The organism is Serratia grimesii (assembly GCF_900186025.1).
GTDB lineage: Bacteria > Pseudomonadota > Gammaproteobacteria > Enterobacterales > Enterobacteriaceae > Serratia > Serratia grimesii.
The window spans coordinates 2,939,201-2,966,096 of the sequence record NZ_LT883155.1 but is presented as its reverse complement, the minus strand read 5'-3'; the positions used below and the strand labels follow the sequence as shown (position 1 = coordinate 2,966,096).

The window sequence follows — 26,896 nt, the reverse complement described above, 5'->3', positions numbered from 1 at the left end:
TTTTTCACATCGGTTACGAGTCGAAATTGTTGGGAATAACTACACCCTTATCAAAGCGCGATTCTTTCAACGCTTCCTTGACCCGCTTCAAGTTATCTCTGAATTTGGCCCCTCTACGCAAGGTAAATCCGGTAGCGAGAACGTCGATGAGCGTTAATTGCGCAATTCGAGACACCATGGGCATATAAACGTCAGTGTCTTCGGGGACATCAAGCAGTAACGCCAACGTTGCTTCGTGTGCCAAAGGGGTGTCGCGTGAGGTAATGGCGATCACCGTGGCGTCGTTTTCTCGCGCAAGCTGCGCCATTTCCACCAGATTTTTGGTGCGGCCGGTGTGGGAGATTAATACCACCACATCACCTTCGCTGGAGTTCATGCACCCCATACGTTGCATGACGATATCATCGAAGTAGACTACCGGGATATTGAAGCGGAAAAACTTATTCATGGCGTCATGGGCGACGGCTGCCGAGGCACCTAAACCGAAGAAAGAGATCTTTTTTGCCTGGGTAAGCAGATCAACAGCACGATTGATTGCTGCAATATCTAAATTTGCCTTTACTGTATCCAGACTCGCCATGACGGATTCGAAAATTTTACCGGTATAGGAAGCGACGCTGTCATCTTCCTCCACGTTACGGTTTACGTAAGGTGTGCCATTGGCCAGACTTTGTGCCAAATGCAGCTTAAAATCAGGGAAGCCCTTGGTATCAAGACGGCGGCAAAAACGGTTGACGGTAGGCTCGCTGACGTCCGCCATCCTGGCCAGCGTCGCGATGCTGGAGTGAATGGCGGTCTGCGGAGAGGCCAGGATCACCTCTGCAACTTTCCGTTCAGATTTGCTCAGTAGCTCCAGATGGCTCTGGATTTTTTCCAGCGTATTCATATAACGAGAGTCACTCATAGGGTATGTCGATTTCAATCAAAGGAGAAATCAATGCCGGTTTAGTGAAAATATACTACGTGCTGGAGACCGTTGGCAGTGTAGACAGAGGGTATGCAGTCTTTTTTCATCAGAACATGACCTGTGTCTAACTTTCATAATGGTAAAAGAGTGTCAAAAAAGACAGAAAATTACAGTTTTTCGTTCGGTCAGCGGCATTTACGCCAGATAACGCTTAACACTGCAATTTCCAGGGCTTTTTTTCTACTTTTGATCCGGGTTTACTGGCCGTAGTTAAAGAGAGTACATTAGTAATGTAAGAAAATTACAAATATCCTGCAACGAGGAGATGAACATGGCGGTAACCTCTACAGCCCAGGCGTGTGACCTGGTTATTTTCGGCGCGAAAGGCGATTTGGCGCGTCGTAAGCTGTTGCCTTCCCTGTACCAGTTAGAGAAAGCCGGTCATATCCACCCGGATACCCGTATTATCGGCGTCGGCCGTGCCGAGTGGGATAAAGAAGCCTATATCAAAGTGGTCAAGGAAGCGCTTGGCACCTTTATGAAAGAAAAATTGGATGACGAACTCTGGGCCACGCTGAGCGCGCGTCTGGATTTCTGCAACCTGGATGTGAACGACAGCAAGAACTTTGCCAAACTGGGCAAAATGCTGGACCAGAAGCATCGCACCACCATTAACTACTTTGCGATGCCGCCAAGCACTTTCGGAGCGATCTGCAAAGGCTTGGGCGAAGCCAAGCTGAACCACGAGCCAGCACGTGTCGTCATGGAAAAGCCACTTGGTACCGATCTCGCGTCTTCACGCGTGATCAACGATCAGGTCGCGGAATATTTCAATGAGTCTCAGGTTTACCGAATTGACCACTACCTCGGTAAAGAGACCGTGCTGAACCTGTTGGCATTGCGTTTTGCAAACTCACTGTTCGCGTCCAACTGGGACAACCGTACTATCGACTCCGTGCAGATCACCGTGGCGGAAGAAGTGGGCATTGAAGGGCGTTGGGGTTACTTTGACCAAGCCGGCCAAATGCGTGACATGATCCAGAACCACCTGCTGCAAATTCTGACCATGATCGCCATGTCACCCCCTGCGGATCTGACCACCGACCGTATTCGTGACGAGAAGGTTAAAGTGCTGCGTTCACTGCGTCGTATTGATCAGACCAATGTTCGTGAAACCACCGTACGTGGTCAGTACACAGCCGGTTTCGTGCAGGGCAAAAAAGTGCCGGGCTATCTGGAAGAGGAAGGGGCGAACAAAAGCAGTAATACGGAAACGTTCGTCTCCATTCGTGTGGATATTGATAACTGGCAATGGGCGGGTGTGCCGTTCTACCTGCGTACAGGTAAACGTCTGCCGACCAAATGTTCCGAAGTGGTCGTCTACTTCAAGAACCCGCCATTGAATCTGTTCAGCGATTCTTACCAGCAGTTGCCGCAGAACAAATTGACCATTCGTTTACAGCCGGATGAAGGCATCGAGATTCAGGTATTGAACAAGGTGCCTGGTCTCGATCACAAGCACCGTCTGCAAACCACCAAGCTGGATCTGAGCTTCTCCGAAACCTTCAACCAGGAGCACGTTGCGGATGCTTACGAGCGCCTGCTGCTGGAAACCATGCGCGGTATTCAAGCGCTCTTTGTGCGTCGCGACGAAGTGGAAGAGGCATGGAAGTGGGTCGACTCCATCATGGACGCGTGGAAAGCCGATAACGAAGCGCCGAAACCGTATCAATCCGGTACCTGGGGGCCGGTGGCGTCAGTCGCGATGATCACTCGCGACGGCCGTTCCTGGAACGAGTTCGAGTAATAACTCTGCCGGCAGTTTATCTGCCGGCATTTTTTTGCCCGCAATACCGGGGCGCAACATCACTTGGGGTACGGCCGGACGCCTGCGTTGATTCGCGGGGCCCTGTGGCAGGGGCGTGCCATTGATAACCCGTAAGTAATGGAGAAGTAACAATGAAAAACTGGAAAACCAGCGCAGAACAGATCCTGACCGCAGGCCCGGTAGTTCCGGTGATTGTGATCAATAAACTGGAACATGCGGTGCCGTTGGCCAAGGCGTTGGTAGCTGGTGGCGTGCGCGTACTGGAGGTCACATTAAGGACTGCCTGCGCCATGGACGCGATTCGTGCTATCGCGTCGGAGGTGCCGGAAGCGATTATTGGAGCCGGTACGGTGATTAACCCACAGCAATTACAGGCAGTGACCGAAGCGGGGGCGCAATTCGCCATCAGCCCAGGCCTGACAGAGGCACTGCTGAAGGCAGCAACCGCAGGTTCCATTCCGTTAATTCCAGGCATTAGCACCGTTTCAGAGCTGATGCTGGGTATGGATCATGGCCTGCGCGAGTTCAAGTTCTTCCCGGCGGAAGCTAATGGTGGCGTGAAGGCGTTACAGGCGATCGGCGGACCATTCCCACAGGTGCGTTTCTGCCCGACTGGCGGTATAACCCCGAATAACTACCGTGATTATCTGGCGCTGAAAAGTGTACTTTGTATCGGCGGCTCTTGGTTAGTACCAGCCGATGCGTTAGAAAATGGTGACTACGCACGCATCACCGAACTGGCGCGTACCGCTGTCAGTGGTGCTACAGCGTAACCCGCGCCGAGCCTGGGTTTGACGATTATTTGGCCGACTCGTTCCAATCGAAGGTTCAACATGATGTTGAACCTTTTTTTATTTTTAAATTACTTAACTTTATTATTTTTAAACTTTTTTTATATATTTTTTGCGAAAACAGGGGTTTGCTTTATAATTTTTGCTGTGGTACAACTATCACAGTTGAAAATTTTACTTGATGAGGATATTGGGCAAATCGCACTCCGTGTAACAAGATAATGTGCGGCTGAGAATAGAGAATACTTATGATGACAACTAATGGAATTACCCTCAGAACCTCTACTTGCCAGCTTTTCCTATCTGCCATCCTTGCCAGTGAGCATCACTGGTGCAGCGAGCTATAGCGTCTTTCTCCCTTAACCGGTGCTGGTGACAGGCTCAGTCCTTCGTCATTCCGCTTAACCGGGCAAACATTTTTAATACGTTTGGGTCAGTTTATCCCCAGGGATCTCTGCGTCGTCAGCGCCTTGTTGCGCCTGTCAGACGAGATAAATCGGGATAAATACGCCTTAGCGTGCGTTATTCGCCGTTTGGGAGAGAAATTATGATTTATTGGATCTTTTTAGGTTTGGCCATCGTGGCCGAAATTATCGGTACCTTGTCAATGAAATACGCCAGCATCAGCGGCGGCATGACCGGTCATATAGTGATGTATGTCATGATCACCGCATCGTATGTGATGCTGTCATTAGCGATAAAGCGTGTTGCCTTGGGTGTCGCTTATGCATTGTGGGAAGGTATCGGTATCCTGTTCATTACGCTGTTCAGCGTGTTGTGGTTTGATGAACCTATCTCGGCACTGAAAGTGTTGGGTTTGGTGACGTTAATTGCCGGTATCCTGTTGGTGAAGTCTGGTACCCGCAAGCCACGAAAACAGGTCAGTCCGCGAGGTGACAACCATGCAACAGCTTGAGTTGTACCACATCGGTTTTTTAGGCTTGGCGATCGTGTTGGAAATTGTCGCTAACATCTTCCTGAAGATGTCTGACGGCTTCCGTAAAGTCTGGATGGGTCTCCTGTCTTTGCTGTCAGTACTGGGGGCATTCAGTGCGTTAGCACAGGCGGTAAAGGGAATTGACCTGTCGGTTGCCTACGCCCTGTGGGGCGGTTTTGGTATTGCCGCGACTATTGCTGCCGGTTGGATCTTGTTCGGTCAACGACTGAATGCCAAAGGTTGGATCGGTCTGGTGTTACTGTTGGCGGGGATGGTAATCATCAAGCTGGCTTAATCAACTGACAACAAGTAAAAAAACCGCAGGCGTTATCGTCTGCGGTTTTTTGTTTTTACAGTGCGGCAATGATTTTGATTTCAACCTTGTACTTCGGGTTCATCAGCTTGGCTTGCACAGTACAGCGCACGGGGGCACTGCCTGCCACTACCCAGGCATCCCAGGCGGCATTCATTGCAGCAAAGTCGGCACCGTCCGCCAGAAAAATGGTGGCATCCAGCACCCGGCTCTTGTCTGAGCCAATACGGGCCAGGATCACGTCGATCGCTGCCAGGGCGTTGGCGGTTTGTGCTGTAGCGTCAGCATCCAGATTTTCCGGCACGCTGGTGTAATAGACGGTGTCGTTATGAACTACCGCTTCCGACCAGCGCTGGTCCGGATCAATTCGTTCGATATTCATTCAGTTATCTCCATATCATCATCACCTTAAGGGTATCACAGCCATCGACAGAAATGCGCAACGTTAAACCCGCGTTGTAGTCTTCCCAGTGAGTGACTTAAGTCAACGTTTGGGGACAAGCGAGCCTGCCGCTAACGATGACGTGAAAGCCATCGGGTAAAAGTCGGTGGTAGCCGTGCAGCAGGATTGGCATAATCAATGCTGAATTACATCGGCAGAGAGATAGCGTGACAGACGATTTCGCAACAGACGGCGCCCTGGCGCAGGCAATCAAAGGTTTCAAACCGCGTGAAGCACAGCGGCAGATGGCGGAAGCGGTCACCGAAGCCATTAACTTCAAGCAGGAGCTGGTGGTCGAAGCTGGCACCGGCACCGGTAAAACCTATGCCTACCTGGTACCGGCACTGCGGGCCGATCGTAAAGTGATTATCTCCACCGGTTCAAAAGCGCTGCAGGATCAGCTTTATGCACGCGATTTGCCTACCGTCGCTAAGGCGCTGAAGTACAAAGGCAAGATGGCGTTGCTGAAGGGGCGGTCAAACTATCTGTGTCTGGAACGTCTCGAGCAACAGTCGATGGCGGGCGGAGAGCTGGCTGGACAGGCGTTGATCGATTTGGTCCATCTGCGTAAATGGTCGTCAATGACCAAAGAGGGCGATATCAGTAGCTGTAGTGATGTCGCTGAAGACAGCTTCGTCTGGCCTTTGGTGACCAGCACCAACGATAACTGTCTGGGCAGTGACTGTCCGCTGTATAAAGATTGCTTTGTGGTTAAGGCGCGTCGCCGTGCGATGGATGCTGATGTGGTGGTTGTGAACCACCATCTGTTCCTGGCTGATATGGTGGTGAAAGAGGGTGGCTTTGCTGAGTTGATCCCAGAAGCTGACGTGATGATTTTCGATGAAGCGCATCAGATCCCGGATATCGCCAGTCAGTACTTCGGCAAACAGCTCACTAGCCGCCAGCTGCTGGATCTGGCCAAAGACATTTCCATTGCTTACCGTACCGAAGTTCGCGATGCCGCACAGCTACAAAAAAGTGCCGACCGGCTCAGCCAAAGTACGCAGGACTTCCGTTTGATGCTGGGTGAACCAGGCTTTCGCGGCAACCTGCGTGAGGTATTGAGCCAGCCAAACGTGCAACGTGCCTTACTGTTGCTCGATGACGCGTTGGAGCTGTGCTACGACGTGGTCAAACTGTCTCTTGGTCGTTCGGCTCTGCTGGACGCTGCCTTCGAGCGTGCCACGCTGTACCGTGCACGTCTCAAACGCTTGAAAGAGGTCAATGAGCCGGGTTTCAGCTACTGGTATGAGTGCAACTCACGCCATTTCGTGCTGGCGTTAACGCCGCTGACGGTGGCTGATCGCTTCCGTGAGCTGTTGGATGAAAAACCAGGCAGTTGGATTTTTACCTCGGCAACGTTGTCGGTGAATGAACAAATGGGGCATTTCACCGATCGTTTGGGTCTGAACAAAGCCAAAACGTTGTTGCTGGCCAGTCCGTTCGACTATGCAAAACAAGCCTTATTGTGTGTACCGCGCTTCCTGCCATCCCCGAATCAGCCTGGAGGCGCAAGGCAACTGGCACGCATGCTGCGTCCGTTGATTGAGGCCAATAACGGCCGCTGTTTCTTCCTTTGTACCTCGCACCAGATGATGCGTGAACTGGCGGAAGAGTTCCGCGCGACCATGACGTTGCCGGTTCTGCTGCAGGGGGAGACCAGTAAAGGACAACTGCTGGCGCAGTTTGTGGAGGCTGGTAATGCGCTGCTGGTGGCGACCAGTAGCTTCTGGGAAGGGGTGGACGTGCGTGGCGACGCTTTGTCGTGTGTGATCATCGACAAATTGCCGTTTACCTCGCCTGACGATCCCTTGTTGAAAGCTCGGATTGAAGACTGTCGGTTACGTGGTGGCGATCCGTTTAACGACGTGCAACTGCCGGATGCGGTTATCACCCTCAAACAGGGCGTTGGCCGCTTGATCCGCGATACCGACGATCGCGGCGTATTGGTGATCTGTGATAACCGCTTGGTGATGCGACCGTATGGCGAAGTATTCCTCAACAGTTTACCGCCGACGCCACGTACCCGTGATATTGCCCAGGCGATTGCCTTCCTGCAGGCAGAGCGCTAGCGGATAGGCGTGACCACAGGGCTGTGCTACAATGCGCGCCCTGTATGAAAAACCCTGTTTTTTTCCCGCCTGAGGTTGGCATGTCCACGCGAATTTTAGCGATCGATACAGCGACGGAAGCCTGTTCCGTTGCGCTCTGGAATCAAGGCGAAATCCACGCCCTGTTTGAGCTGTGCCCACGTGAGCATACGCAACGCATTTTACCGATGGTGCAGCAAGTGCTGGCGGAATCCGGTGTAACCCTTAATCAGCTTGATGCTTTGGCCTTTGGCCGTGGGCCAGGCAGCTTTACCGGCGTGCGTATTGGCATTGGTATTGCGCAGGGACTGGCATTAGGGGCTGGGTTGCCATTGCTCGGTATTTCTACTTTGCAAACTATGGCAGAAGGGGCTTGGCGCGTCACTGGCGCAAACCGCGTTCTGGCAGCGATAGATGCACGCATGGGTGAGGTTTATTGGGGGCAGTTCGAACGTCAGCAAGACGGTAACTGGCTGGAAAGCGAAGGTGAAGCTGTGCTTTCTCCATCGCAGGCGCTGGAACGAGCGCAAGGTCTGCAAGGTGAATGGGCACATGTTGGCACTGGCTGGCAAACCTATCCTGACCTGGTTACGGGTTCTTCCTTAACCCTGCGGGATGGGCAAATACTGTTACCGCAAGCGGAAGATATGCTGCCGTTAGCACTGCAAGCTTGGCAAAAAGGGCTGGCGGTACAGGTAGAAAATGCCGAGCCGACTTACCTGCGCAATGAAGTCACCTGGAAAAAACTGCCTGGTCGTGAATAACCGAAGCCGATTGCGCATTGGTTGATGCCAGGAAATGAATGGTCTGCAACTTGCTTTGTGTATTGATGTCAAAGTTACAGCTATTTCAGGAGATTGCGACGATGTTAACTCACACTGTAAGTAAAAAAATGTCGCTGCTGGCCATTGCCTGCGGTGCGCTCGCTTTGTCGGGTTGTGTCACTGTACCTGATGCGATCAAGGGCAGCACGGAAACGCCGGTGCAGCAGCTATCTTCGGTACAGAATGCGCCGAACCTGTTTGTAGGTGCTGAAGCTCGTTTTGGCGGTACCGTGGTGAATGTTGCGAACGAACAGGGACGGACCGTATTAGAAATCGCTACGGTGCCGCTCGATTCAGGCGCACGACCGATTCTGGGCGAACCGTCGCAGGGGCGGCTGCTGGCATCGGTTAACGGTTTCCTGGAGCCGGTTGACTTCAGAGGCCAGCTGGTTACCGTTGTTGGCCCGATCACGGGTCTAAGAGACGGTAAGATTGGTATGACGCCGTACAAATTTGTCACCATGAATGCCACCGGTTACAAACGTTGGCATCTCACCCAACAGGTCATGATGCCACCGGCGCCGATGGGGCCGTGGGGTTGGCGTAGCGGAACCTGGGGCCCTGGTTGGGGCGTGGGTTACGGCTGGTATAATCCTGGCCCGGCGCAGGTACAAACTATCGTTACCGAATAGTGTTCGCTTGATGTTAACAGTTTTTAGAGGGCGGCTCCGGCCGCCTTTTTCTTTTGGCGCAGGGAATTACCGCCAATTAGTGACGTACATCGCAACCTGAATAATGTTTAAAACTCAAACTGGTCTGCTGAGTTAAAATATTGTTATGGTTTAGCTGCGAGTTAGGGGCTGCGATGATGATAATGAGTAATGATTTCAGGAGTAATACCTTGGATAAGGTCTGGTTAAAACGTTACCCGGCAGATGTTCCGGCAGAGATCGATGCCGATCGTTATTCATCTTTGGTCGAAATGTTTGAGAATGCGGTTAAGCGTTATGCGGATCAACCGGCTTTCATCAACATGGGCGAAGTGATGACCTATCGTAAGCTGGAAGAGCGCAGTCGAGCCTTCGCAGCGTACTTGCAAAACGAGCTGGGCCTGCAGAAAGGCGATCGTGTCGCTTTGATGATGCCTAATCTTTTGCAGTATCCGATCGCGCTGTTTGGTATTTTGCGTGCCGGTATGGTGGTGGTAAACGTTAACCCGCTGTATACGCCGCGCGAGCTGGAGCACCAGCTGAATGACAGCGGGGCCAGTGCCATCGTCATCGTTTCCAACTTTGCTCATACGCTGGAAAAAGTGGTGTTCAACACCCAAGTAAAACATGTGATCCTGACGCGCATGGGCGACCAGCTCTCTACGGCGAAAGGCACCTTGGTTAACTTCGTGGTGAAATACATTAAGCGACTGGTCCCCAAATATCATCTGCCTGCTGCGATTTCTTTCCGCAGCGCACTGCAACGCGGGCGCCGCCAGCAGTATGTTAAGCCTGATATCATCAACTCTGATTTGGCGTTTTTGCAGTATACCGGTGGTACGACCGGCGTGGCGAAAGGCGCGATGTTGACACACCGTAATATGCAGGCGAACGTAGCACAGGCTAAAGCCGCCTACGAGCCACTGTTCCGTGACGGTCAGGAGCTGATTGTCACCGCATTACCGCTTTACCACATCTTTGCATTAACCGTGAATTGCCTGCTGTTTATCGAGCTAGGCGGCCGCAATCTTCTGATCACTAACCCGCGCGATATTCCAGGGTTAGTGAAGGAGCTGGGGCGCTATCCGTTTACCGCGCTAAGCGGGGTCAATACCTTGTTCAATGCGCTGCTCAATAATAGCGATTTCCATCAATTGGATTTCTCGACGCTGCGCTTTTCAGTAGGCGGAGGCATGTCGGTGCAAAAAGCCGTGGCGGACAAATGGGAAGAAACTACTGGTAAGCACTTGCTGGAAGGCTATGGTCTGACAGAATGCGCACCGTTGGTTACCTGTAACCCACACGACTTAAAACACTATAGCGGCAGCATCGGCTTGCCGGTGCCTTCTACTGATATTCGGTTGGTGGATGATAATGGCAATGATGTTGCGGTAGGTGAGCCGGGTGAACTGTGGGTCAAAGGGCCGCAAGTTATGTTAGGCTACTGGCAACGGCCGGATGCGACGGATGAAGTATTAAAAGATGGCTGGCTCGCGACCGGTGATATCGTTACAGTGGATGACATGGGCTTTGTGCGCGTCGTCGATCGTAAGAAAGACATGATTCTGGTGTCTGGGTTTAACGTTTACCCGAACGAGATCGAAGAAGTGGTCAGTCAGCATCCAAAAGTGTTGGAATGCGCGGCGATTGGCGTGCCGAATGACGTATCCGGTGAAACGGTTAAGATCTGCGTGGTGAAGAAAGACGCATCTCTGACCAAAGAAGAGCTGTTGACCCATTGCCGTCGGCAGCTTACCGGGTATAAAGTGCCTAAAATTGTTGAGTTCCGCGACGAGTTGCCGAAGTCTAACGTCGGTAAAATTTTGCGGCGAGAACTGCGTGATGAGCAGAAAAAACCTGTGGCGGCCAATGCCGCCTAGGTCATCATCCACGCCTTACAGATCAACAACGCCGGTGAATGCCGGCGTTGTTGTGTTTGAATCATGAAAGCGACCAAGAGAATGACGTTTTGAACTATCAGTTGATCACTACCGATGCCGGATTGCAGCAGGTCTGCGAGCAGGCGAAAAAGCATGCCCAGATTGCGCTGGACACCGAATTTGTCAGAACGCGCACCTACTATCCTCAGTTAGGTCTGATTCAGTTATACGACGGTGAACAACTTTCCCTGATTGACCCTTTGCCAATCAAGCAATGGCAGCCGTTTATCGAGTTGCTCAGTGACACCCAGATAGTGAAGTTCCTGCATGCCGGCAGTGAGGATTTAGAAGTGTTCCTCAATGCGTTCAAAACGCTGCCGACGCCGATGGTGGATACCCAGATCCTGGCAGCCTTTACTGGTCGACCATTATCGTGCGGTTTTGCGACGTTAGTGTCGGAATATATGCAGGTGGATCTGGATAAAAGCGAAGCCCGTACCGACTGGCTCGCTCGCCCACTGACAGAAAAACAATGTGTCTACGCTGCGGCTGATGTGTTCTATCTGTTGCCAATGGCTAAACAGCTCGTGCAGGAGACGGAGGAGGCTGGTTGGACGGCAGCTGCAAGCAATGAATGCCTGTTGTTGTGTCAACGCCGTAGCGAGACGTTGGCGCCGGAATTGGCCTACCGTGAAATCACCAATGCCTGGCAATTACGTCCGCGTCAGTTGGGGTGTTTGCAGAAACTGGCGGAATGGCGCCTGCGTCAGGCCCGTGAACGCGATCTGGCAGTGAATTTCGTGGTACGTGAAGAGAATCTCTGGCAAGTGGCGCGTCATATGCCCACTTCTTTAGGGGAACTGGACTCACTGGGCTTAAGCGGCCCGGAAATTCGCTATCACGGTAAAACATTATTGGCATTGGTTGCTGAAGCCGCCGAGCTGGATGAATCCGTCCTGCCTGAACCATTGTCGAACCTGGTCGATCAACCTGGTTATAAGAAGGTGTTCAAGGAAATCAAAGCGGCGATCGTCATTGTTAGTGAGCAAAGTGGGCTGAGCAGCGAATTGCTGGCATCACGTCGGCAGATTAATCAGTTGCTGAATTGGCATTGGAAATTGAAAGGTGGCGACAACTTGCCAGAATTAGTCAGCGGTTGGCGAGGTGATTTATTATCGACGCCGCTTCAGGACATTCTGAAGGATTATTAATCGGATTTAAAAAGTCAGGGCAGGGTAAGGAAACACTGCTCTGATTATTTATTAGGAATAATTGAAGTACTGACTCTTACTACCAGCATTTACTCTAAACAACAGTGACGCAAGATTAATTGAGATTAATCCCAAAGGGTAAAAATGATAATTGGGTCTTTTTTATCTCAATAACTGGGTATGCATACAGTTACCCCCTGCAAGAAAATATACAGGGGGTAATTAATGCGTCACACTCATTTAGTTACTTCTTCCGATTCCGGTAATGTCACGTTGAGTTCAAGTACCGAAATATCATCCCCTTTCTGCTCAAACTGCACGTGCAGCATCTCAGGGTCGATTTGGATGTATTTGCAAATTACCGCCAGAATATCGCGTTTTAAATCAGGCAGATACGGGGGCTCACTGTCCCCGCGACGACGTTCTGCGACGATAATCTGCAGCCGTTCCTTGGCTATATTGGCTGTCTGCTTTTTGCGGGACAGAAAGAAGTCTAGTAATGCCATGGTTTATCCCCCAAAAAGGCGTTTCAGGAAACCCTTCTTCTCTTCTTCAATGAAGCGGAAGGGGCGTTCTTCCCCTAACAAGCGGCTAACGGTATCGTCATAGGCTTTACCGGCATCTGATTCAGCATCAAGAATTACCGGCTCACCCTGGTTAGATGCCCGCAGTACGGACTGATCTTCCGGGATAACGCCGACCAGTGGAATGCGCAGGATTTCCAGCACGTCTTCCATGCTCAGCATGTCGCCACGGCTAACGCGGCCTGGGTTATAACGGGTCAACAGCAAGTGTTCTTTAATGGCTGACTCGCCACGTTCTGCACGACGGGATTTGGAAGACAGGATACCGAGGATACGGTCAGAGTCACGTACCGAGGAGACTTCCGGGTTGGTTGTAATGATGGCTTCGTCAGCAAAGTACAAGGCCATCAGTGCACCAGTTTCGATCCCTGCTGGAGAGTCACAGACCACAAAATCAAAATCCATCTCGCCCAAATCGTTGAGGATCTTCTCAACGCCATCGCGGGTCAACGCGTCTTTATCACGTGTTTGCGATGCTGGCAGGATAAAGAGGTTTTCCGTGCGTTTGTCTTTGATTAACGCTTGATTCAGTGTGGCATCACCCTGAATGACGTTAACGAAATCGTAAACAACCCGGCGTTCACAGCCCATGATCAGGTCAAGATTCCGCAAACCGATATCGAAATCGATTACCACGGTTTTCTTCCCTTTTTGGGCTAAGCCGGTAGCGATGGCCGCGCTTGAAGTGGTCTTGCCAACGCCCCCTTTACCCGATGTAACAACAATAATGCGTGCCATGAAATGGATTCCTTGTCAAAAGGGCTTAATTTAAAGGTTGTATGGTTAAAGCGTTATCCAACAGGCTGAGTCGTACGGCCTGCCCGACATAATCGGACGGGATTTGGTCGCTCAACCAGTACTGCCCTGCGATAGAGACTAGCTCAGCACCCAGGTGCGTGCAAAAAATCTGGCACTGTGTATCACCGGATGCCCCGGCCAGCGCACGACCTCGCATCATGCCATAGACGTGAATATTGCCATCGGCAATTAATTCGGCGCCGGCGCTGACGCTGCTGGTCACAATCAGATCGCTATTGCGGGCATAAATCTGTTGGCCGGAACGGACAGGAGCACTGATGATGCGCGTCTTGGCGGGGGCGTTGGGATCCACCACTGGGACAGGCGCGGGAGCCGGTTCCTGGGCAGCCATCTTTTGGCCTTTGCCTTCGTTCAATAACGGCAGCCCGGCACGGGCTATTGCACGTTTTTGCCGCTCATCTCTGCAACCGCTGATACCTACAACGCGCAGTCCTGCTGCCGTGACAGCCTGTTGAAGTTCTTTCCAGTTTGCGTCGCCGTTAAGCGTCGCAACGTTGATAACAACAGGGGCATTTTTCAAAAAAGCGGGCGCTTGCTCCACTTTTTCCACTAATGCCTGACGTATTACCTCGGGTTCCGAATTATACAAATGAACAACCGATAGGGTAAAACTGCTGCCTTTTAGCTCAATTGGCGATTGTGACATCTATCCTGACTCAGTCTCAGCAACTTTAAATCCCCGGAATACCAATCGGGGTGCGATATTCCGAAGTACTATAAGCATGTTATAGTCAGAGTTATATCCAGGCAAGACGCTGCCCCAATTAAATAGAGTTAAAAACATGCTTTGTGTGATCTATAGAAGCTCGAAACGCGATCAAACTTATCTTTATGTCGAAAAAAAAGACGATTTCTCTCGCGTGCCCGAAGATCTGATGAAAAGTTTCGGTACACCACAATTGGCTATGATGCTTTCGCTTGAAGGTCGGGAAAAGTTAGCCTCGGCGGATATTGAAAAAGTGAAGGAAGCCCTGAAAGAAGAAGGGTTTTATCTGCAGGTTCCACCGCCATTGGAAAATTTATTAAACCAGCATTTGTCTAACGATAAAAAATAACCGTCGTTGGCGCACAGGGGCTACGCTGGATCAGTAACCCTAAACTGACAAAGGAGCTGTGTAATGAGATTGTCGGCGATAACGACGGTGTTGACTCTGCTTACGCTGGGATGTGTTGGCCAGCAGGTCGGGGCGCAGGTTGTTACTCCTCAGCAGGCCACTTTACCGGGGGTAACCAACCCGCCGGCCCAGAGCACGCTTGCCGAAACCGGCCGTGATCCTGCGCAGTTTCCCGCTTATGTTGAGCAGCTAAAACGCCAGGCATTGGCGAAAGGCATCAGCCCGACCGTCGTTGAAAGTGCTTTTGCCAATGTGCATTTTGTTGATCGGGTCATAAAGGCAGATCGCAGTCAGCCAGAAAAGAAAATTACGCTGGATGATTATCTTAAGCGAGTATTGCCGCCAGCCAAGATTGCGCAAGGGCGAACCTTATACCGACAGTACCAGACGCAGCTGTCGCACATCACTGCACGTTATGGTGTGCCAGGACGTTATGTGGTGGCGCTGTGGGGAATGGAAAGTGCCTTTGGCAAGATTCAAGGGCGTGAAGATGTGATATCCGCGCTTGCCACGTTGGCGTTTGAAGGGCGTCGTGAGGCGTTCTTCAGTCAACAGTTAATGGCGGCGTTGCAAATCCTCGAACAGGGGCATGTTAGCCGTGAACAGCTGAAAGGCTCTTGGGCTGGTGCGATGGGCCAGTGTCAGTTTATGCCGACGTCGTTCCTTCACTATGCGTTGGATGGCGATGGGGACGGCCGTATTGATATTTGGAACAACGTTGATGATGTGTTTGCTTCTACGGCCCATTATCTGTCGAGTGAAGGCTGGAAGCCGGGTGTCGGTTGGGGGCGAGAGGTTAAACTGCCTGCCGGTTTCAACACCGATAATGTGGGATTGAAAGATAGTCAGGCGCATAGCGTGAATGAATGGCAAAAGCGTGGTGTGCGTCGCCCTGACGGTTCGGCTCTGCCGCATTCTACCTTACGCGGTTGGGTAATCACTCCGGATGACATGCAAGGGCGTGCATTCCTGGTTTATGATAACTTCCGCACAATTATGCACTGGAATCGCTCTTACTATTTTGCGATCGGTGTGGGTATGATGGCTGACGGCATCGGGCAATAGATAAAGACCACGGTGCCTCCACCAGCGCGTGGAATAACGGGCTTAGCATGCTAAGCCCCTACATGATTGTAGGGAGAGGCGGTATGTATCAACATAGAGACTGGCAGGGTTCATTACTTGATTTTCCAGTGAATAAAGTGGTTTGTGTCGGCAGTAATTACGCTGACCACATCAAGGAAATGGGCAGTGCAACCTCTGCGGAACCGGTAGTTTTTATTAAGCCCGAAACGGCGCTCTGTGATATCCGTCAGCCGGTGGCGATCCCCAAAGAGTTCGGTTCGGTGCACCATGAAGTGGAGCTGGCAGTGCTGATTGGCACGCCGTTAAAACAAGCGAATGAAGATCGTGTGGCTCGTGCTATCGCCGGATACGGTGTTGCGCTTGATCTGACGTTACGTGAGTTGCAAGCTGGCTTTAAGAAAGCGGGGCAACCTTGGGAAAAAGCCAAGGGGTTTGATGGATCCTGTCCGATATCCGGTTTCATTCCTGTGGCAGAGTTTGGTGATCCGCAAAACGCAGAACTGTCCCTGACGGTTAATGATCAAGTGCGTCAGCAGGGCAATACCCGTGACATGATCACGCCGATCTTGCCGCTGATCAGTTACATGAGCCGTTTTTTCACGTTGCGTGCTGGCGACATTATTCTCACCGGTACACCGCAAGGCGTTGGCCCAATGAGTTCGGGTGACATGTTGAAAATCACGCTCAACGGTAAATCACTAACGACACGTGTGATTTAAAACCACATTGAAACAACGTAAAAAGGCCCCGAGGGGCCTTTTGTTTTTTCGGTTATAGCTGAGTAAATGGTTTATTTACGGCCCAGCAAGAAACCGAAAACAATGCCAACAGCAGCGGCGATGGCCACACCTGCCAGTGGATTGGATTCAACCTGGGTCCGCACCGTATCGGCCGCATCGCGTGCTGCGTAGCTGGCCTGAGAGGCGTATTTACGGGCCGCGCCTTTAACCTGATGTTCTGGCGAGTCTGTGGCTTTACCAAAGGCTTCCTGCACGGCGCCGGCAGCTTCATTCACTTTATCTTCTGCTTTTCCAAACATATTTGGCTCCCTATTTCGTATAAAGGCGAACATTAACCATAGCAGGATTATGCTGCTTAGGGCGGCGTAACGTGCTTTATGAGATGAATCTTATCTTGAGACTGAGAACGGGCTTATTCGACCATGAGAAAAAACGAAAGGTGATGGGTCTGCGATTTGTACGTATAATTGAGCGATAAGTTCGGTGTTCTAAACCACCGAAAACATAGAGTAATTGCCCGACAGTGGTGTCGTGCAATGTTGAATACCGTTGTTTTAAATAGCGTTTTTTTTAAGCGATACTTTGTTATCGCTATGATTATATAGTGTTTTCAGCCTTCCTATCTGGCTGGGATATCTATATAGTGCACCCTCAAAACCTGTACGCAGGTTATCTATTCATTTACCTATACCGGACGCGAACATGTCACAAACCCCTTTTTGGCAACAAAAAACGCTGGCGGAAATGTCAGAACAAGAGTGGGAATCGCTGTGCGACGGTTGTGGGCAATGCTGTCTGAATAAGCTGATCGACGAAGACACCGACGAGATTTATTTCACCAACGTAGCCTGTAACCAGCTGAACATTAAATCGTGCCAGTGCCGCAATTACGAGCGTCGCTTTGAGCTGGAAGAGGATTGCATCAAGTTGACGCGTGAAAATCTCACGACTTTCGACTGGTTGCCACCGACGTGTGCATATCGCCTGATTGGTGAAGGTAAGCCTTTATTTCCTTGGCATCCGCTGGTTAGCGGCTCCAAGGCGGCGATGCACGGTGAACGTATTACGGTGCGCCATATTGCCGTACGCGAAAGCGAAGTGGTGGACTGGCAGGATCACATCCTGAATAAACCGAGCTGGGCACGTTGAGGCTTTGAAAATAAAGAAATTTTAGGGCAGTAGGATGCCGATTGGGGCATATATGGGGCATATATGGGGCATTTCCTCTAAATTAGCGTTCAAAATGCTCAACTGATCATGATTATTGTCACTCATCCATTTCCCGTAAACGCTGTATACCATTTGGGCTGCCGTATGGCCCATCTGGTTAGCAATGAAGTTCGGGTTTGCACTGGCGCTTAACACCCAGCAAGCATGAGTAGGCTTAGCCTCATCGACTTTCCGATGTTTAAACGTAACGCTCTACAGTATGCTGACACAGTGTAATATTTATAGGGTGGCAATGGGAAAATCGAATCATCCGTAGCCTCGCGTTAACATGACCTTTTGCATCAATCAATCAATCATTCATTCGACATACTTATGCCTTTAGCTATTAAGAAATGTTAAATCTGCCTATAATGATTTATTGTTTTTTATCATCGATTTACCAGGGTGGGCGAAAATTTTATGGCACTGCAATCTGTTGATGTAGAGCTATCATCAGCTCGTTTAGAGTTACTTGAAGCCATTAATACTAATGCATTTCCTGATTCTCAACGAATCGCACTTCACGAGTATTTCCCGCTGGTTGTAGAGGGGCTGGTTGAACTTAAAGGCTTGCTTGAGGGGGATGATGTTGTTGGATTTTATGTATTGATCCCAGACGAAGAAGTTCGTTTTCTTTCATTTTTAGCCATAGATCAAGCATATCGTTCCAGAGGTTATGGAAGTGAGGCTATCCGACTGATCTGTCAGGATGATAAAAGCAGGCCTCTGACAGTTTGCATTGAGCCGATTGATGAAAACTCCACTAATAATTTGGAGAGGGTTCGCCGAAAAAACTTTTATTTAAGAAATGGATTTTTCACTACTGGCCATAAGCAGCTGCTGAATGATCATTATTATGATGTCCTTTGTAGCTCTAACGATTTTAACATTACAGCTTTCACAACGTTGATGAATGCGATAGCAGAAAGCAACTGATAAGACCCTGGGATTCAGCCGAAACCAAAACCTTGGTGTACTCAGCGTTTTTTATGGCCAAATTAGTCGTTGGTGAGTGACTTTAATCCAGAACAAGTTGTGCGGCATTGGCGATTATCTTTATGGATATCATGAAAATGCTGAAAAGATCATAGGTACCATTCGCGTAGGATCGTTATCTGGCGTGGTAGACGACCGTTGTCGGGAGCTTAAGAGGCGGGCGTGTCTAAACCAATTTGGTGAGACAGACAAAGAAAAAAGCCCCTGCAAAGATGAGGGGCAAGACACACAACAACACCAGGGAAATCGGTGATACTAACTTGCAGATACTATAAGGATTTTTTGGCAAAACTTCATCAAAATATTGATGCAATAATGCATCACCATGATGAATTTTTTTGTACAAATCAGATGAGTTTGAACACTCAATGTCTCAGCCTCTCACGTCGTTCATCCCGAACGCGTAATTTATTAGCCCCCACATGCGACTTTTCACGCTACTAACTTAATGTTATGTAAATTACGTACTGAAACCTGTTCGGATGCTTCTTTTTATACATAAGGTTAGGTAGTTTGACCGCTCTCACGCTAAGTTCCGAGAGTAAAATAATGAAAATGATACGTCTGTTTGCCGTGGCTGGTGCGCTGATTGTGGTTGTTTATTACCTTACACATACTTAATACCGACTTACCTCTGAAGATCATCAGTAACTCGATAAAAAACGGCGCCCTGGGGCGCCGTTTTTTATTCTTTCGCGCTTAGCGGCCAAACAGGTCGCGACGTCGCGGGCGGACAAATTGCGCGAGCAGCACGATAATGGCGAACAGCAGATACGCAGTGAAGATGCCGACCAGCCACTGTGGCATTTCCAGTGTCAGGAACTCCCATTGGCGCACAGAGCAATCACCTGACGCATGGAACACGGCTGGCAGCCATTTATCCAGCGGCAGCCAGGAAGGGAAGCTGACGAAGAAATCACAGGTATTAAACGGCGAAGGATGCAGCTGGATCATGGTGTGTTTCCACGCCAGTTGCAGGCCTTCCCAGGCACTGTAAATCCACAGCAGAATAGCGACATAGCGCAGTGGCGTTTTTGGCGCAATGGCACCAAGCAGTGAGGCACCCAGAATACCAAACAACGCGCAGCGTTCGTAAATGCACATCACACAGGGTTGCAGCAGCATTACGTGCTGAAAGTAGAGTGCAACTAATTCCAGTACCAATGCAGTCAGGGCCATCAATAGCCAAGCACCGCGCCCCTGCGAGCAACGGTTAAAGAATTGCAACATATATTTATTCTTCCATGCAGTAAGCAATTGAACCGGCAGTGTAAACCAATTCAACCCCGCTGCCAGCCACCTGGAGCGTATTCAGCACAAAAATAGTCGCTGACAGCGGGGAGGTAACACGATCAATGTGCAGCAGCGTCAATCGACGGTAGCGTCAACCAGTGCCACTGGGTTAACAGGTCAGTCATTGGGGCCAGAGTGAATTGCACGCACAGCAAGCCGACAAGGGTTAAGACCACAGTATAGGGTAAAGCCATCCATACCATACGCCCGTAGGACAAGCGTACCAAGGGAGCCAGCGCTGAGGTGAGCAGGAACAAGAATGCCGCTTGGCCATTCGGTGTGGCGACCGACGGTAAATTGGTTCCGGTGTTAATGGCAACCGCCAGCATTTCGAACTGTTTGAGCGAAATAGCACCGTTTGCAAATGCCGTGCGTGCCTCATTGATATACACCGTGCCGACGAACACGTTATCAGAAACGGAAGACAGTAAGCCGTTAAATAGATAAAACAGCGACAGTTGAGATGAAGGGTCAGCCTGCAATACAAATTGGATGATCGGAGTGAACAGATGTTGTTCAATGATCACCGCCACCACGGTGAAAAATACCGTCAGCAGGGCGGTAAAAGGCAGTGCCTCCTGGAAGGCTTTGCCAATGGCGTGTTCATCTGTGACGCCGCACAGAGAGGTTGCGAGGATAATCACCGACAGGCCAATCAGGCCAACTTCCGCAAGGTGAAAGGCCAACGCGACAACCAGCCAAACGCCAATCAGCGCCTGAACCACAAGCCTAATCTGTTCTTGTTTACTGCGTCCGGCGGTAGCCTGACGATCAAACTCTGTCAGCACTTCGCGCACGCGGTCCGGCAGTTTTGCACCGTACCCGAAGACGCAGAAACGCTCGACCAGCAGACAGACCAGCAGACCACAGACCAACACCGGCAGCGTCACTGGTGCCATGCGCAGGAAAAAGTCGACAAATCCCCAGTCTGCACTTTTGGCGATGATCAGGTTTTGCGGTTCGCCAACCATGGTCATCACCCCCCCTAACGCGGTCCCGACGCCTGCGTGCATCAGCAGGCTACGCAGGAACGCACGGAATTGCTCGAGTGTCTGTTTGTTATCCTCACTTACCAGTGTGCTGTCGTCACCAACATCGGCATTACTGTCAGTTCGGTTCGACACCACATTGTGGTAAATCGAATAAAACCCGGTCGCGACGCTGATAACCACTGCGACTACCGTCAGTGCATCGAGGAAGGCTGACAATAGCGCTGCCGCAAAACAGAATGCCAAAGAAAGTAGCATCTTAGAGCGAATATTTAGCAGTAGCTTGGTGAAGACGAACAGCAGCAGCTGCTTCATGAAGTAAATACCTGCCACCATAAATACCAGCAACAGCAGGACATCCAGATTATGAGCAATTTCTTCGCTCACACGGTCGGGGCTGGTCATACCGATCAGCACGGCCTCAATTGCCAGCAGACCGCCCGGTAGCAGCGGGTAGCACTTTAGCGCCATTGCCAGAGTGAAAATAAATTCAACGACAAAGAGCCAACCTGCAATGAAAGGATCGACGAAAAAGAAAACCAGCGGATTGACCACCAAGAAAATGAGAATGGCCAGTTTGTACCAGTCAGGTGATTGCCCAAGGAAGTTTTTCACCAGGGCACTGCGTAAGGTTGTTTCCATTATGCGTTACACGTCCTGAAAATAAGTTATCGCATATTACCCTAACAATGCTGCCGGGGCAGATGCAACATGGGCTTGCTTTACGACGTGAAATTTCTCTGACGCGGTGTTTTTGCACAATTTTTGCCACTTTATGCACAGTTTCGTTTAATGTTTTTCGCTCACGCTATGTCATGCTTTGGCGATCTGGTATGATCAGCCGACTACTATTACTGATTATCGTCGCTACGGAACGTCAAACACATGGTCATAAAGGCGCAGAGTCCTGCCGGTTTCGCGGAAGAATACATTATCGAGAGTATCTGGAATAATCGCTTCCCCCCTGGCTCTATTTTGCCCGCGGAGCGTGAGCTTTCAGAGTTGATTGGTGTTACACGCACCACGTTACGCGAAGTTTTACAACGCCTGGCCCGTGATGGCTGGCTGACCATTCAACATGGCAAACCGACCAAAGTAAATAATTTCTGGGAAACATCTGGCCTCAATATTCTTGAGACAGTGGCACGTCTTGATCACCAAAGTGTCCCACAATTGATCGACAACCTGCTGTCTGTTCGCACCAATATTGCGGCGATCTTTATTCGCGCAGCGGTGCGTAATCATCCAGAGGCCGCTCAGGAAGTGCTGGCGAAAGCCACCCAAGTGGAAGATCAGGCGGATGCATTCAATCTGTTGGACTACGAAATTTTCCGTGGTTTGGCGTTTGCCTCAGGCAACCCGATTTACGGTCTGATCTTCAACGGTCTGAAAGGCTTGTACACCCGTGTTGGCCGTTACTACTTCTCAAACCCGGAGTCTCGCAAGCTGGCGCTGACTTTCTATAGCAAGCTGTCGACGCTGTGTCATGAGAAGTCATATGATCAGGTCATGGACTGCGTGCGTAACTACGGTAAAGATAGCGGCGCCATTTGGCAAAGCATGCAAGGCACTATGCCAAGTGATCTGACCGAAGCCCGTCGTTAGAAGTCTTCCCGTATGATGTAAAAGGGGCGCCAGTGGCGCCCCTTTTGTTATGGTTGCAAGGTTATAACGGTGTCGGTCGTGGTGGGCACCGTTCCAATAGCTCGACGCTGCCATCTTCGTTTTGCTGTTCCAAAATAATGTCGAACCCCCACAGACGGTGCAGGTGTTTCATTACCTCACGCCGACTTTTGTCCAGTGGCGCACGGTCCTGCGGGATATAACGCAGCGTTAACGAGCGATCACCACGTAAATCCACATTCCAGATCTGAATGTTAGGTTCATGATCACTCAGGTTATATTGCGCCGAAAGCTCTTCGCGGATTGCCCGGTAGCCAGCTTCATTGTGGATCGCCGCAATTTCCAGATAGTTATTACGGTCGTCATCCAGCACGGTGAACAGCCGGAAGTCACGCATGATTTTCGGTGACAGGAACTGGCTGATGAAACTTTCATCCTTAAAGTCACGCATGGCGAAGTGCAGTGTTTCCAACCAGTCTTTACCGGCAATGTCCGGGAACCAATAACGGTCTTCCTCTGTCGGCGATTGGCAAATGCGTTTGATATCCTGGAACATGGCAAAGCCCAGTGCATACGGGTTAATACCGTTGTAATAAGGGCTATTGTAAGGCGGTTGATACACCACGTTAGTATGGCTGTGCAAAAACTCCAGCATAAAACGTTCGGTTACCCGACCTTCATCGTACAGATGATTAAGGATGGTGTAGTGCCAGAATGTCGCCCAACCTTCGTTCATCACCTGCGTTTGCTTTTGCGGATAAAAATACTGGCTCACTTTACGCACAATGCGCAGAACCTCACGTTGCCACGGTTCCAGCAGCGGAGCATTTTTCTCCATGAAGTAGAGGATATTTTCCTGAGGTTCACTTGGATAGCGGCGAGCCTGCTCTGGTGCCTCTTCACGTTCGACACGCGGCAGGGTTTTCCATAGCGTATTTACCTGGCTCTGCAGGTACTCTTCGCGGCTTTTTTGTCGGGCTTTTTCTTCGACCAATGAGATCTTCTGAGGTCGTTTGTAACGATCAACACCGTAGTTCATCAAGGCGTGGCAGGAGTCGAGAAGCTTCTCCACCTCTTCAACGCCATAGCGTTCTTCGCACTGACTGATGTAGTGACGGGCGAACAGCAGATAATCGACGATAGAACTGGCATCAGTCCAACTGCGGAACAGATAGTTATTCTTGAAAAAGGAGTTGTGCCCGTAGCAGGCATGCGCCATCACCAACGCCTGCATGGTGATGGTATTTTCTTCCATCAGATACGCAATGCAGGGATTAGAGTTGATCACGATTTCATAGGCCAAGCCTTGCTGCCCATGTTTATAACGCTGCTCGGTCTCAATGAATTTTTTACCGAATGACCAATGGGTATAGTTAATCGGCATGCCGACGCTCGAATAAGCGTCCATCATCTGTTCTGAGGTGATGACCTCGATCTGATGAGGGTAGGTGTCGAGCTTGTAATGTTTGGCCACGCGATCGATGTGCTCCAGGTACACCTGCAGCAGTTCGAACGACCAGTCCGGTCCATCACTCAGACGTTTATCTTCCTTGACCTTGTCATGTGTTGAAGTAGTCATCAGCGCACCCTCGTTATTACGGACCTTGCTCAAACGGCAGACCCTAGATCAATCGTAGCTCAATCTGGGCAGAGGGAATAATGATATAAAGCTTAAAAATTCAACGATCTGACTCATCGATTCCCAATGAGGACGTGCCAGAGGGATTTTCTTGTGAGTTTTTTCTGCTGAGGAGGGCTGGAAGGCCTGCAAAAGGTTGTGGCAGTTTAATCCTGTTTTTATGGTTTTTTATCCTGCCGTGACGCCGTTGTTTCATTTTTATATTCTGTTAAATCCATGTTGCATGCCATGGTTTTTTTCTGTGCTGTCAATGATGTCATTGCTAGCATATTGGTCATTGTTTCGCTCTTAAATCGGGCTTTCACAACATCTTATCGCTATTTATAGGTAGCTATTGCAAAAGAACCGGCCATGAACGATAAATTAATTGTGAATGTTGTCACGTTTGATAACTAAGATGTTGGACGGATTTTTCCACTGAGTTAATTTCCTGTGAGCAGAAGATTATGCTTTGTGATGCCTTGAGCTGGAGTCAGCGATGCGAGTGGTAATTTTAGGTAGTGGAGTTGTTGGTGTTGCGAGTGCCTGGTATTTGGCGAAGGCAGGGCATGAGGTCACGGTTATTGATCGTCAGCCTGGCCCGGCGATGGAAACCAGCGCGGCAAATGCCGGGCAAATCTCACCGGGTTATGCAGCTCCGTGGGCTGCGCCGGGTGTGCCACTGAAGGCGATTAAGTGGATGTTCCAGCGCCACGCACCGTTGGCTGTTCGTCTTGATGGCAGCAGTTTCCAGCTGAGCTGGATGTGGCAGATGCTAAAAAACTGCAACACTGAACACTATATGACCAATAAAGGGCGGATGGTGCGGTTGGCGGAATACAGTCGTGACTGTATCAAGGCACTGCGCCAGGAAACCGGCATCCAGTACGAAGGCCGCCAAGGCGGTACGTTGCAATTGTTCCGAACCCAGCAACAGTTTGAAAGTGCGGCAAAGGACATTGCTGTACTGGAAGATGCTGGCGTGCCTTACAAGCTGTTGGAAGCCAACCAACTGGCTAGCGTTGAGCCTGCATTGGCACAGGTAGCCCATAAGCTGACCGGGGGTCTTCAACTGCCAAACGACGAAACCGGTGATTGCCAACTGTTTACCCAGCAACTGGCTAAACTGGCGCAGCAAGCAGGAGTTACCTTTTTGTATAACCGCAGCGTTGATCGCTTGCTGATGGAAGGCGACAAAATCAGTGGTGTGCAATGCGGTGGTGAAATCTTCAAGGCTGACAGCTATGTAGTGGCTTTCGGCTCCTATTCTACTGCGCTGCTGCGCGACCTGGTGTCGATCCCTGTATATCCGCTGAAGGGCTATTCACTGACCATCCCGATTACGGATGAGGCTGCGGCCCCATTCTCGACGGTTCTGGATGAAACCTACAAAATCGCCATTACTCGTTTTGACCAGCGTATACGTGTCGGCGGCATGGCGGAGATTGTTGGTTTTAATACGCAGCTTGAGCAAAAGCGGCGGGAGACACTTGAGATGGTTGTGCGTGATCTTTACCCTAATGGTGGGCGAGTTGAAGAAGCGACCTTCTGGACCGGTCTGCGCCCGATGACGCCGGACGGCACACCGATTGTCGGTAAAACGTCGCTGAAAAACCTGTTCCTCAACACCGGGCACGGCACCTTGGGTTGGACAATGGCCTGCGGTTCTGGCCAGCTACTTTCTGATCTCATCTCTGGTATCACGCCGGCTATTCCTTCAGACGACTTGGGGGTGGCGCGCTACAGCGCTGGATTTCGTAACCTCTATGCCGGTCCTTTAAATGATGTGCATCCCGCGCGTTAAAAACCTAATTTATTGATGTGATTGTCACGGGCGTTGGCCCGTGACTGCATTCGCAGGCCCGTAGGAGTGCCCATGCCTCGCCCGATTTCCGCCACGCTGCACCTTGGCGCATTTGAAAATAACTTGCAGGTTGTTCGTCGTTTTGCACCTAGTGCTAAAGTCTGGTCGGTGGTAAAGGCCAATGCCTATGGGCACGGTATTAAACACATTTGGCGCAGTTTGGCACAGACCGACGGTTTTGCTCTGTTGGATCTCGCCGAAGCCATTACATTGAGAGAGTCGGGCTGGCAGGGGCCGATTCTTCTGCTGGAAGGTTTCTTCAAGTCGCAAGATTTGGCCTTGATCGATCACTACCGTTTGACGACGTCGGTGCACAGTGATTGGCAATTGTCGGCGATAGCGGAGGCTAAACTGTCGGCGCCGCTAGATGTTTACCTAAAAGTGAACAGCGGTATGAATCGCTTGGGATTTGTACCGGAACGTTTGCACTCCGTTTGGTTAAAAGCGCGGGAGATAGGCAATATTGCGAATATGACGGTAATGAGCCATTTTGCCACCGCTGACGGCCCTCAGGGTGTAGTAGAGCAAATGGCGACCGTTGAAGATGCGGCGTCGCTTATTCCGTTGCCGCGTTGTTTGGCTAACTCTGCTGCCACGCTGTGGCACCCAGAAACCCACGGTAGCTGGGTGCGGCCAGGCATTGTGCTCTATGGGGCTTCGCCCAGCGGGCAATGGCGTGACATTGCTGATAGCGGTTTACAGCCCACCATGACGCTGAGCAGCGAAATTATTGGTATTCAAACGCTGAAGCGTGGTGATCAGGTTGGCTATGGGTGGCGATACCGTGCCGAGGGCGCGCAACGTATCGGCGTAGTTGCTTGTGGTTATGCGGACGGTTACCCGCGCCATGCGCAGACCGGGACACCTGTCTGGGTAGACGGTGTGCTGACGAGAACGCTAGGCACGGTTTCGATGGATATGCTGGTGGTTGATCTGACGCCTTGCCCCGATGCAGGTATCGGGGCGGAAGTTGAGCTTTGGGGGCAGCGCCTGCCGGTTGACGATGTTGCCGCCGCGGCAGGCACGTTGGGTTACGAATTACTGACGGCGTTGGCCGCCAGAGTGCCAGTGACCACTGAGGCTTAAA

Annotated in this window: 26 protein-coding genes and 1 pseudogene; 17 read left to right on the top strand and 10 right to left on the bottom strand. The window is 50.7% G+C overall.

The genetic code is table 11. From position 1 onward, the window contains the following. Nucleotides 1-13 precede the first annotated feature (13 nt). Nucleotides 14-886 carry a MurR/RpiR family transcriptional regulator gene (locus SGBXF1_RS13970; protein WP_037419984.1) on the bottom strand — a complete coding sequence of 291 codons (873 nt, stop codon included), beginning with the start codon at nt 884-886 and terminating at the stop codon, nt 14-16. A gap of 352 nt (nt 887-1,238) precedes the next feature. On the opposite strand from SGBXF1_RS13970, the gene zwf reads away from it, so the two are divergent. The 4 genes from zwf (at nt 1,239) to mdtI (ending at nt 4,758) form a co-directional block, all read left to right on the top strand. Continuing rightward, nucleotides 1,239-2,714 (top strand): glucose-6-phosphate dehydrogenase, encoded by a 1,476-nt coding sequence (gene zwf / locus SGBXF1_RS13965; RefSeq protein WP_037419787.1) that lies wholly within the window; start codon nt 1,239-1,241, stop codon nt 2,712-2,714. A gap of 152 nt (nt 2,715-2,866) precedes the next feature. After that, nucleotides 2,867-3,508 (top strand): bifunctional 4-hydroxy-2-oxoglutarate aldolase/2-dehydro-3-deoxy-phosphogluconate aldolase, encoded by a 642-nt coding sequence (locus SGBXF1_RS13960; RefSeq protein ID WP_061806446.1) that lies wholly within the window; start codon nt 2,867-2,869, stop codon nt 3,506-3,508. A gap of 565 nt (nt 3,509-4,073) precedes the next feature. Continuing rightward, nucleotides 4,074-4,442: a multidrug/spermidine efflux SMR transporter subunit MdtJ gene (gene mdtJ / locus SGBXF1_RS13955; RefSeq protein WP_061806445.1), complete on the top strand. Its 369-nt coding sequence runs from the start codon at nt 4,074-4,076 to the stop codon at nt 4,440-4,442. Continuing rightward, nucleotides 4,429-4,758, top strand: coding sequence for a multidrug/spermidine efflux SMR transporter subunit MdtI (gene mdtI, locus SGBXF1_RS13950; RefSeq protein ID WP_037419775.1), 330 nt, complete (start codon nt 4,429-4,431; stop codon nt 4,756-4,758). Before mdtJ ends, mdtI begins: the two co-directional genes overlap by 14 nt. Nucleotides 4,759-4,813: 55 nt before the next feature. Here mdtI and SGBXF1_RS13945 read toward each other — a convergent pair whose 3' ends face one another. After that, nucleotides 4,814-5,158, bottom strand: coding sequence for a RidA family protein (locus tag SGBXF1_RS13945; RefSeq protein ID WP_186427020.1), 345 nt, complete (start codon nt 5,156-5,158; stop codon nt 4,814-4,816). A gap of 227 nt (nt 5,159-5,385) precedes the next feature. Here SGBXF1_RS13945 and SGBXF1_RS13940 point away from each other — a divergent pair, with 227 nt between their 5' ends. From SGBXF1_RS13940 to rnd, 5 genes are all read left to right on the top strand, one after another. Then, the gene (locus SGBXF1_RS13940) at nt 5,386-7,290 is read left to right on the top strand and encodes a DNA repair helicase YoaA (protein WP_037419770.1); all 1,905 of its coding nucleotides are present in this window, start codon (nt 5,386-5,388) and stop codon (nt 7,288-7,290) included. A gap of 80 nt (nt 7,291-7,370) precedes the next feature. After that, nucleotides 7,371-8,072, top strand: coding sequence for a tRNA (adenosine(37)-N6)-threonylcarbamoyltransferase complex dimerization subunit type 1 TsaB (gene tsaB / locus SGBXF1_RS13935; protein ID WP_186427019.1), 702 nt, complete (start codon nt 7,371-7,373; stop codon nt 8,070-8,072). A gap of 101 nt (nt 8,073-8,173) precedes the next feature. Next, complete coding sequence (locus SGBXF1_RS13930; protein WP_186427018.1) at nt 8,174-8,764, top strand: Slp family lipoprotein; 591 nt, start codon at nt 8,174-8,176, stop codon at nt 8,762-8,764. 209 nt (nt 8,765-8,973) lie between these two features. Further along, complete coding sequence (fadD, locus tag SGBXF1_RS13925) at nt 8,974-10,662, top strand: long-chain-fatty-acid--CoA ligase FadD (RefSeq protein WP_037419765.1); 1,689 nt, start codon at nt 8,974-8,976, stop codon at nt 10,660-10,662. An 89-nt stretch (nt 10,663-10,751) separates the two neighbouring features. Further along, nucleotides 10,752-11,873, top strand: a complete 1,122-nt coding sequence (gene rnd, locus SGBXF1_RS13920) for a ribonuclease D (RefSeq protein ID WP_037419979.1) — start codon at nt 10,752-10,754, stop codon at nt 11,871-11,873. A gap of 236 nt (nt 11,874-12,109) precedes the next feature. Here the strand turns inward: rnd and minE are convergent, their stop codons facing one another. From minE to minC, 3 genes are read right to left on the bottom strand one after another with little or no spacing between them, the layout of a single operon-like run. Next, complete coding sequence (minE, locus tag SGBXF1_RS13915; RefSeq protein ID WP_012145482.1) at nt 12,110-12,379, bottom strand: cell division topological specificity factor MinE; 270 nt, start codon at nt 12,377-12,379, stop codon at nt 12,110-12,112. 3 nt (nt 12,380-12,382) lie between these two features. Then, on the bottom strand, nt 12,383-13,195 hold the full coding sequence (gene minD / locus SGBXF1_RS13910) for a septum site-determining protein MinD (protein WP_037419763.1): 813 nt from the start codon (nt 13,193-13,195) through the stop codon (nt 12,383-12,385). Nucleotides 13,196-13,220: 25 nt separating this feature from the next. After that, nucleotides 13,221-13,922 (bottom strand): septum site-determining protein MinC, encoded by a 702-nt coding sequence (gene minC, locus SGBXF1_RS13905; RefSeq protein ID WP_037419762.1) that lies wholly within the window; start codon nt 13,920-13,922, stop codon nt 13,221-13,223. 136 nt (nt 13,923-14,058) lie between these two features. Here minC and SGBXF1_RS13900 point away from each other — a divergent pair, with 136 nt between their 5' ends. From SGBXF1_RS13900 to SGBXF1_RS13890, 3 genes are all read left to right on the top strand, one after another. Beyond that, nucleotides 14,059-14,331 carry a YcgL domain-containing protein gene (locus tag SGBXF1_RS13900; RefSeq protein WP_061806443.1) on the top strand — a complete coding sequence of 91 codons (273 nt, stop codon included), beginning with the start codon at nt 14,059-14,061 and terminating at the stop codon, nt 14,329-14,331. Between the two features lie 63 nt (nt 14,332-14,394). Further along, nucleotides 14,395-15,456 carry a lytic murein transglycosylase gene (locus SGBXF1_RS13895; RefSeq protein WP_186427017.1) on the top strand — a complete coding sequence of 354 codons (1,062 nt, stop codon included), beginning with the start codon at nt 14,395-14,397 and terminating at the stop codon, nt 15,454-15,456. An 83-nt stretch (nt 15,457-15,539) separates the two neighbouring features. After that, nucleotides 15,540-16,196 carry a fumarylacetoacetate hydrolase family protein gene (locus SGBXF1_RS13890; RefSeq protein ID WP_012145477.1) on the top strand — a complete coding sequence of 219 codons (657 nt, stop codon included), beginning with the start codon at nt 15,540-15,542 and terminating at the stop codon, nt 16,194-16,196. 71 nt (nt 16,197-16,267) lie between these two features. Here the strand turns inward: SGBXF1_RS13890 and SGBXF1_RS13885 are convergent, their stop codons facing one another. Beyond that, on the bottom strand, nt 16,268-16,516 hold the full coding sequence (locus tag SGBXF1_RS13885; protein ID WP_037419760.1) for a CsbD family protein: 249 nt from the start codon (nt 16,514-16,516) through the stop codon (nt 16,268-16,270). Between the two features lie 403 nt (nt 16,517-16,919). On the opposite strand from SGBXF1_RS13885, the gene SGBXF1_RS13880 reads away from it, so the two are divergent. Further along, nucleotides 16,920-17,366 (top strand): YcgN family cysteine cluster protein, encoded by a 447-nt coding sequence (locus SGBXF1_RS13880; protein ID WP_037419758.1) that lies wholly within the window; start codon nt 16,920-16,922, stop codon nt 17,364-17,366. A 55-nt stretch (nt 17,367-17,421) separates the two neighbouring features. Here the strand turns inward: SGBXF1_RS13880 and SGBXF1_RS23875 are convergent. Then, nucleotides 17,422-17,627, bottom strand: a pseudogene (locus SGBXF1_RS23875) (site-specific integrase); the annotation flags it as partial. Between the two features lie 219 nt (nt 17,628-17,846). Here SGBXF1_RS23875 and SGBXF1_RS13875 point away from each other — a divergent pair. Continuing rightward, nucleotides 17,847-18,362, top strand: coding sequence for a GNAT family N-acetyltransferase (locus SGBXF1_RS13875; RefSeq protein WP_186427016.1), 516 nt, complete (start codon nt 17,847-17,849; stop codon nt 18,360-18,362). Between the two features lie 759 nt (nt 18,363-19,121). Here SGBXF1_RS13875 and dsbB read toward each other — a convergent pair. Further along, nucleotides 19,122-19,652, bottom strand: coding sequence for a disulfide bond formation protein DsbB (gene dsbB, locus SGBXF1_RS13870; RefSeq protein WP_037419753.1), 531 nt, complete (start codon nt 19,650-19,652; stop codon nt 19,122-19,124). Nucleotides 19,653-19,774: 122 nt separating this feature from the next. Continuing rightward, entirely contained in the window at nt 19,775-21,346 is a 1,572-nt protein-coding gene (nhaB, locus tag SGBXF1_RS13865) for a sodium/proton antiporter NhaB (RefSeq protein WP_061806440.1), read from the bottom strand. 243 nt (nt 21,347-21,589) lie between these two features. Here nhaB and fadR point away from each other — a divergent pair, with 243 nt between their 5' ends. Continuing rightward, complete coding sequence (gene fadR, locus SGBXF1_RS13860) at nt 21,590-22,309, top strand: fatty acid metabolism transcriptional regulator FadR (protein WP_037419750.1); 720 nt, start codon at nt 21,590-21,592, stop codon at nt 22,307-22,309. Between the two features lie 61 nt (nt 22,310-22,370). Here fadR and SGBXF1_RS13855 read toward each other — a convergent pair whose 3' ends face one another. After that, a complete protein-coding gene (locus tag SGBXF1_RS13855) occupies nt 22,371-23,906 on the bottom strand; it encodes a SpoVR family protein (protein ID WP_037419977.1) in 1,536 nt (511 codons plus the stop codon). Nucleotides 23,907-24,444: 538 nt separating this feature from the next. Here SGBXF1_RS13855 and SGBXF1_RS13850 point away from each other — a divergent pair. Both SGBXF1_RS13850 and dadX read left to right on the top strand, forming a co-directional pair. Then, the gene (locus SGBXF1_RS13850) at nt 24,445-25,749 is read left to right on the top strand and encodes a D-amino acid dehydrogenase (RefSeq protein WP_186427015.1); all 1,305 of its coding nucleotides are present in this window, start codon (nt 24,445-24,447) and stop codon (nt 25,747-25,749) included. A gap of 72 nt (nt 25,750-25,821) precedes the next feature. Then, nucleotides 25,822-26,895, top strand: a complete 1,074-nt coding sequence (gene dadX, locus SGBXF1_RS13845) for a catabolic alanine racemase DadX (RefSeq protein ID WP_186427014.1) — start codon at nt 25,822-25,824, stop codon at nt 26,893-26,895. Nucleotide 26,896: the final 1 nt, after the last annotated feature.

Bases quoted from the DNA above. Each gene is read 5' to 3' on its own strand.
- SGBXF1_RS13970 (WP_037419984.1), bottom strand. From the start codon at position 886: ATGAATACGCTGGAAAAAATCCAGAGCCATCTGGAGCTACTGAGCAAA.
- zwf (WP_037419787.1), top strand. From the start codon at position 1,239: ATGGCGGTAACCTCTACAGCCCAGGCGTGTGACCTGGTTATTTTCGGC.
- SGBXF1_RS13960 (WP_061806446.1), top strand. From the start codon at position 2,867: ATGAAAAACTGGAAAACCAGCGCAGAACAGATCCTGACCGCAGGCCCG.
- mdtJ (WP_061806445.1), top strand. From the start codon at position 4,074: ATGATTTATTGGATCTTTTTAGGTTTGGCCATCGTGGCCGAAATTATC.
- mdtI (WP_037419775.1), top strand. From the start codon at position 4,429: ATGCAACAGCTTGAGTTGTACCACATCGGTTTTTTAGGCTTGGCGATC.
- SGBXF1_RS13945 (WP_186427020.1), bottom strand. From the start codon at position 5,158: ATGAATATCGAACGAATTGATCCGGACCAGCGCTGGTCGGAAGCGGTA.
- tsaB (WP_186427019.1), top strand. From the start codon at position 7,371: ATGTCCACGCGAATTTTAGCGATCGATACAGCGACGGAAGCCTGTTCC.
- SGBXF1_RS13930 (WP_186427018.1), top strand. From the start codon at position 8,174: ATGTTAACTCACACTGTAAGTAAAAAAATGTCGCTGCTGGCCATTGCC.
- minE (WP_012145482.1), bottom strand. From the start codon at position 12,379: ATGGCATTACTAGACTTCTTTCTGTCCCGCAAAAAGCAGACAGCCAAT.
- minD (WP_037419763.1), bottom strand. From the start codon at position 13,195: ATGGCACGCATTATTGTTGTTACATCGGGTAAAGGGGGCGTTGGCAAG.
- minC (WP_037419762.1), bottom strand. From the start codon at position 13,922: ATGTCACAATCGCCAATTGAGCTAAAAGGCAGCAGTTTTACCCTATCG.
- SGBXF1_RS13900 (WP_061806443.1), top strand. From the start codon at position 14,059: ATGCTTTGTGTGATCTATAGAAGCTCGAAACGCGATCAAACTTATCTT.
- SGBXF1_RS13895 (WP_186427017.1), top strand. From the start codon at position 14,395: ATGAGATTGTCGGCGATAACGACGGTGTTGACTCTGCTTACGCTGGGA.
- SGBXF1_RS13890 (WP_012145477.1), top strand. From the start codon at position 15,540: ATGTATCAACATAGAGACTGGCAGGGTTCATTACTTGATTTTCCAGTG.
- SGBXF1_RS13885 (WP_037419760.1), bottom strand. From the start codon at position 16,516: ATGTTTGGAAAAGCAGAAGATAAAGTGAATGAAGCTGCCGGCGCCGTG.
- SGBXF1_RS13880 (WP_037419758.1), top strand. From the start codon at position 16,920: ATGTCACAAACCCCTTTTTGGCAACAAAAAACGCTGGCGGAAATGTCA.
- SGBXF1_RS13875 (WP_186427016.1), top strand. From the start codon at position 17,847: ATGGCACTGCAATCTGTTGATGTAGAGCTATCATCAGCTCGTTTAGAG.
- dsbB (WP_037419753.1), bottom strand. From the start codon at position 19,652: ATGTTGCAATTCTTTAACCGTTGCTCGCAGGGGCGCGGTGCTTGGCTA.
- nhaB (WP_061806440.1), bottom strand. From the start codon at position 21,346: ATGGAAACAACCTTACGCAGTGCCCTGGTGAAAAACTTCCTTGGGCAA.
- fadR (WP_037419750.1), top strand. From the start codon at position 21,590: ATGGTCATAAAGGCGCAGAGTCCTGCCGGTTTCGCGGAAGAATACATT.
- SGBXF1_RS13855 (WP_037419977.1), bottom strand. From the start codon at position 23,906: ATGACTACTTCAACACATGACAAGGTCAAGGAAGATAAACGTCTGAGT.
- SGBXF1_RS13850 (WP_186427015.1), top strand. From the start codon at position 24,445: ATGCGAGTGGTAATTTTAGGTAGTGGAGTTGTTGGTGTTGCGAGTGCC.
- dadX (WP_186427014.1), top strand. From the start codon at position 25,822: ATGCCTCGCCCGATTTCCGCCACGCTGCACCTTGGCGCATTTGAAAAT.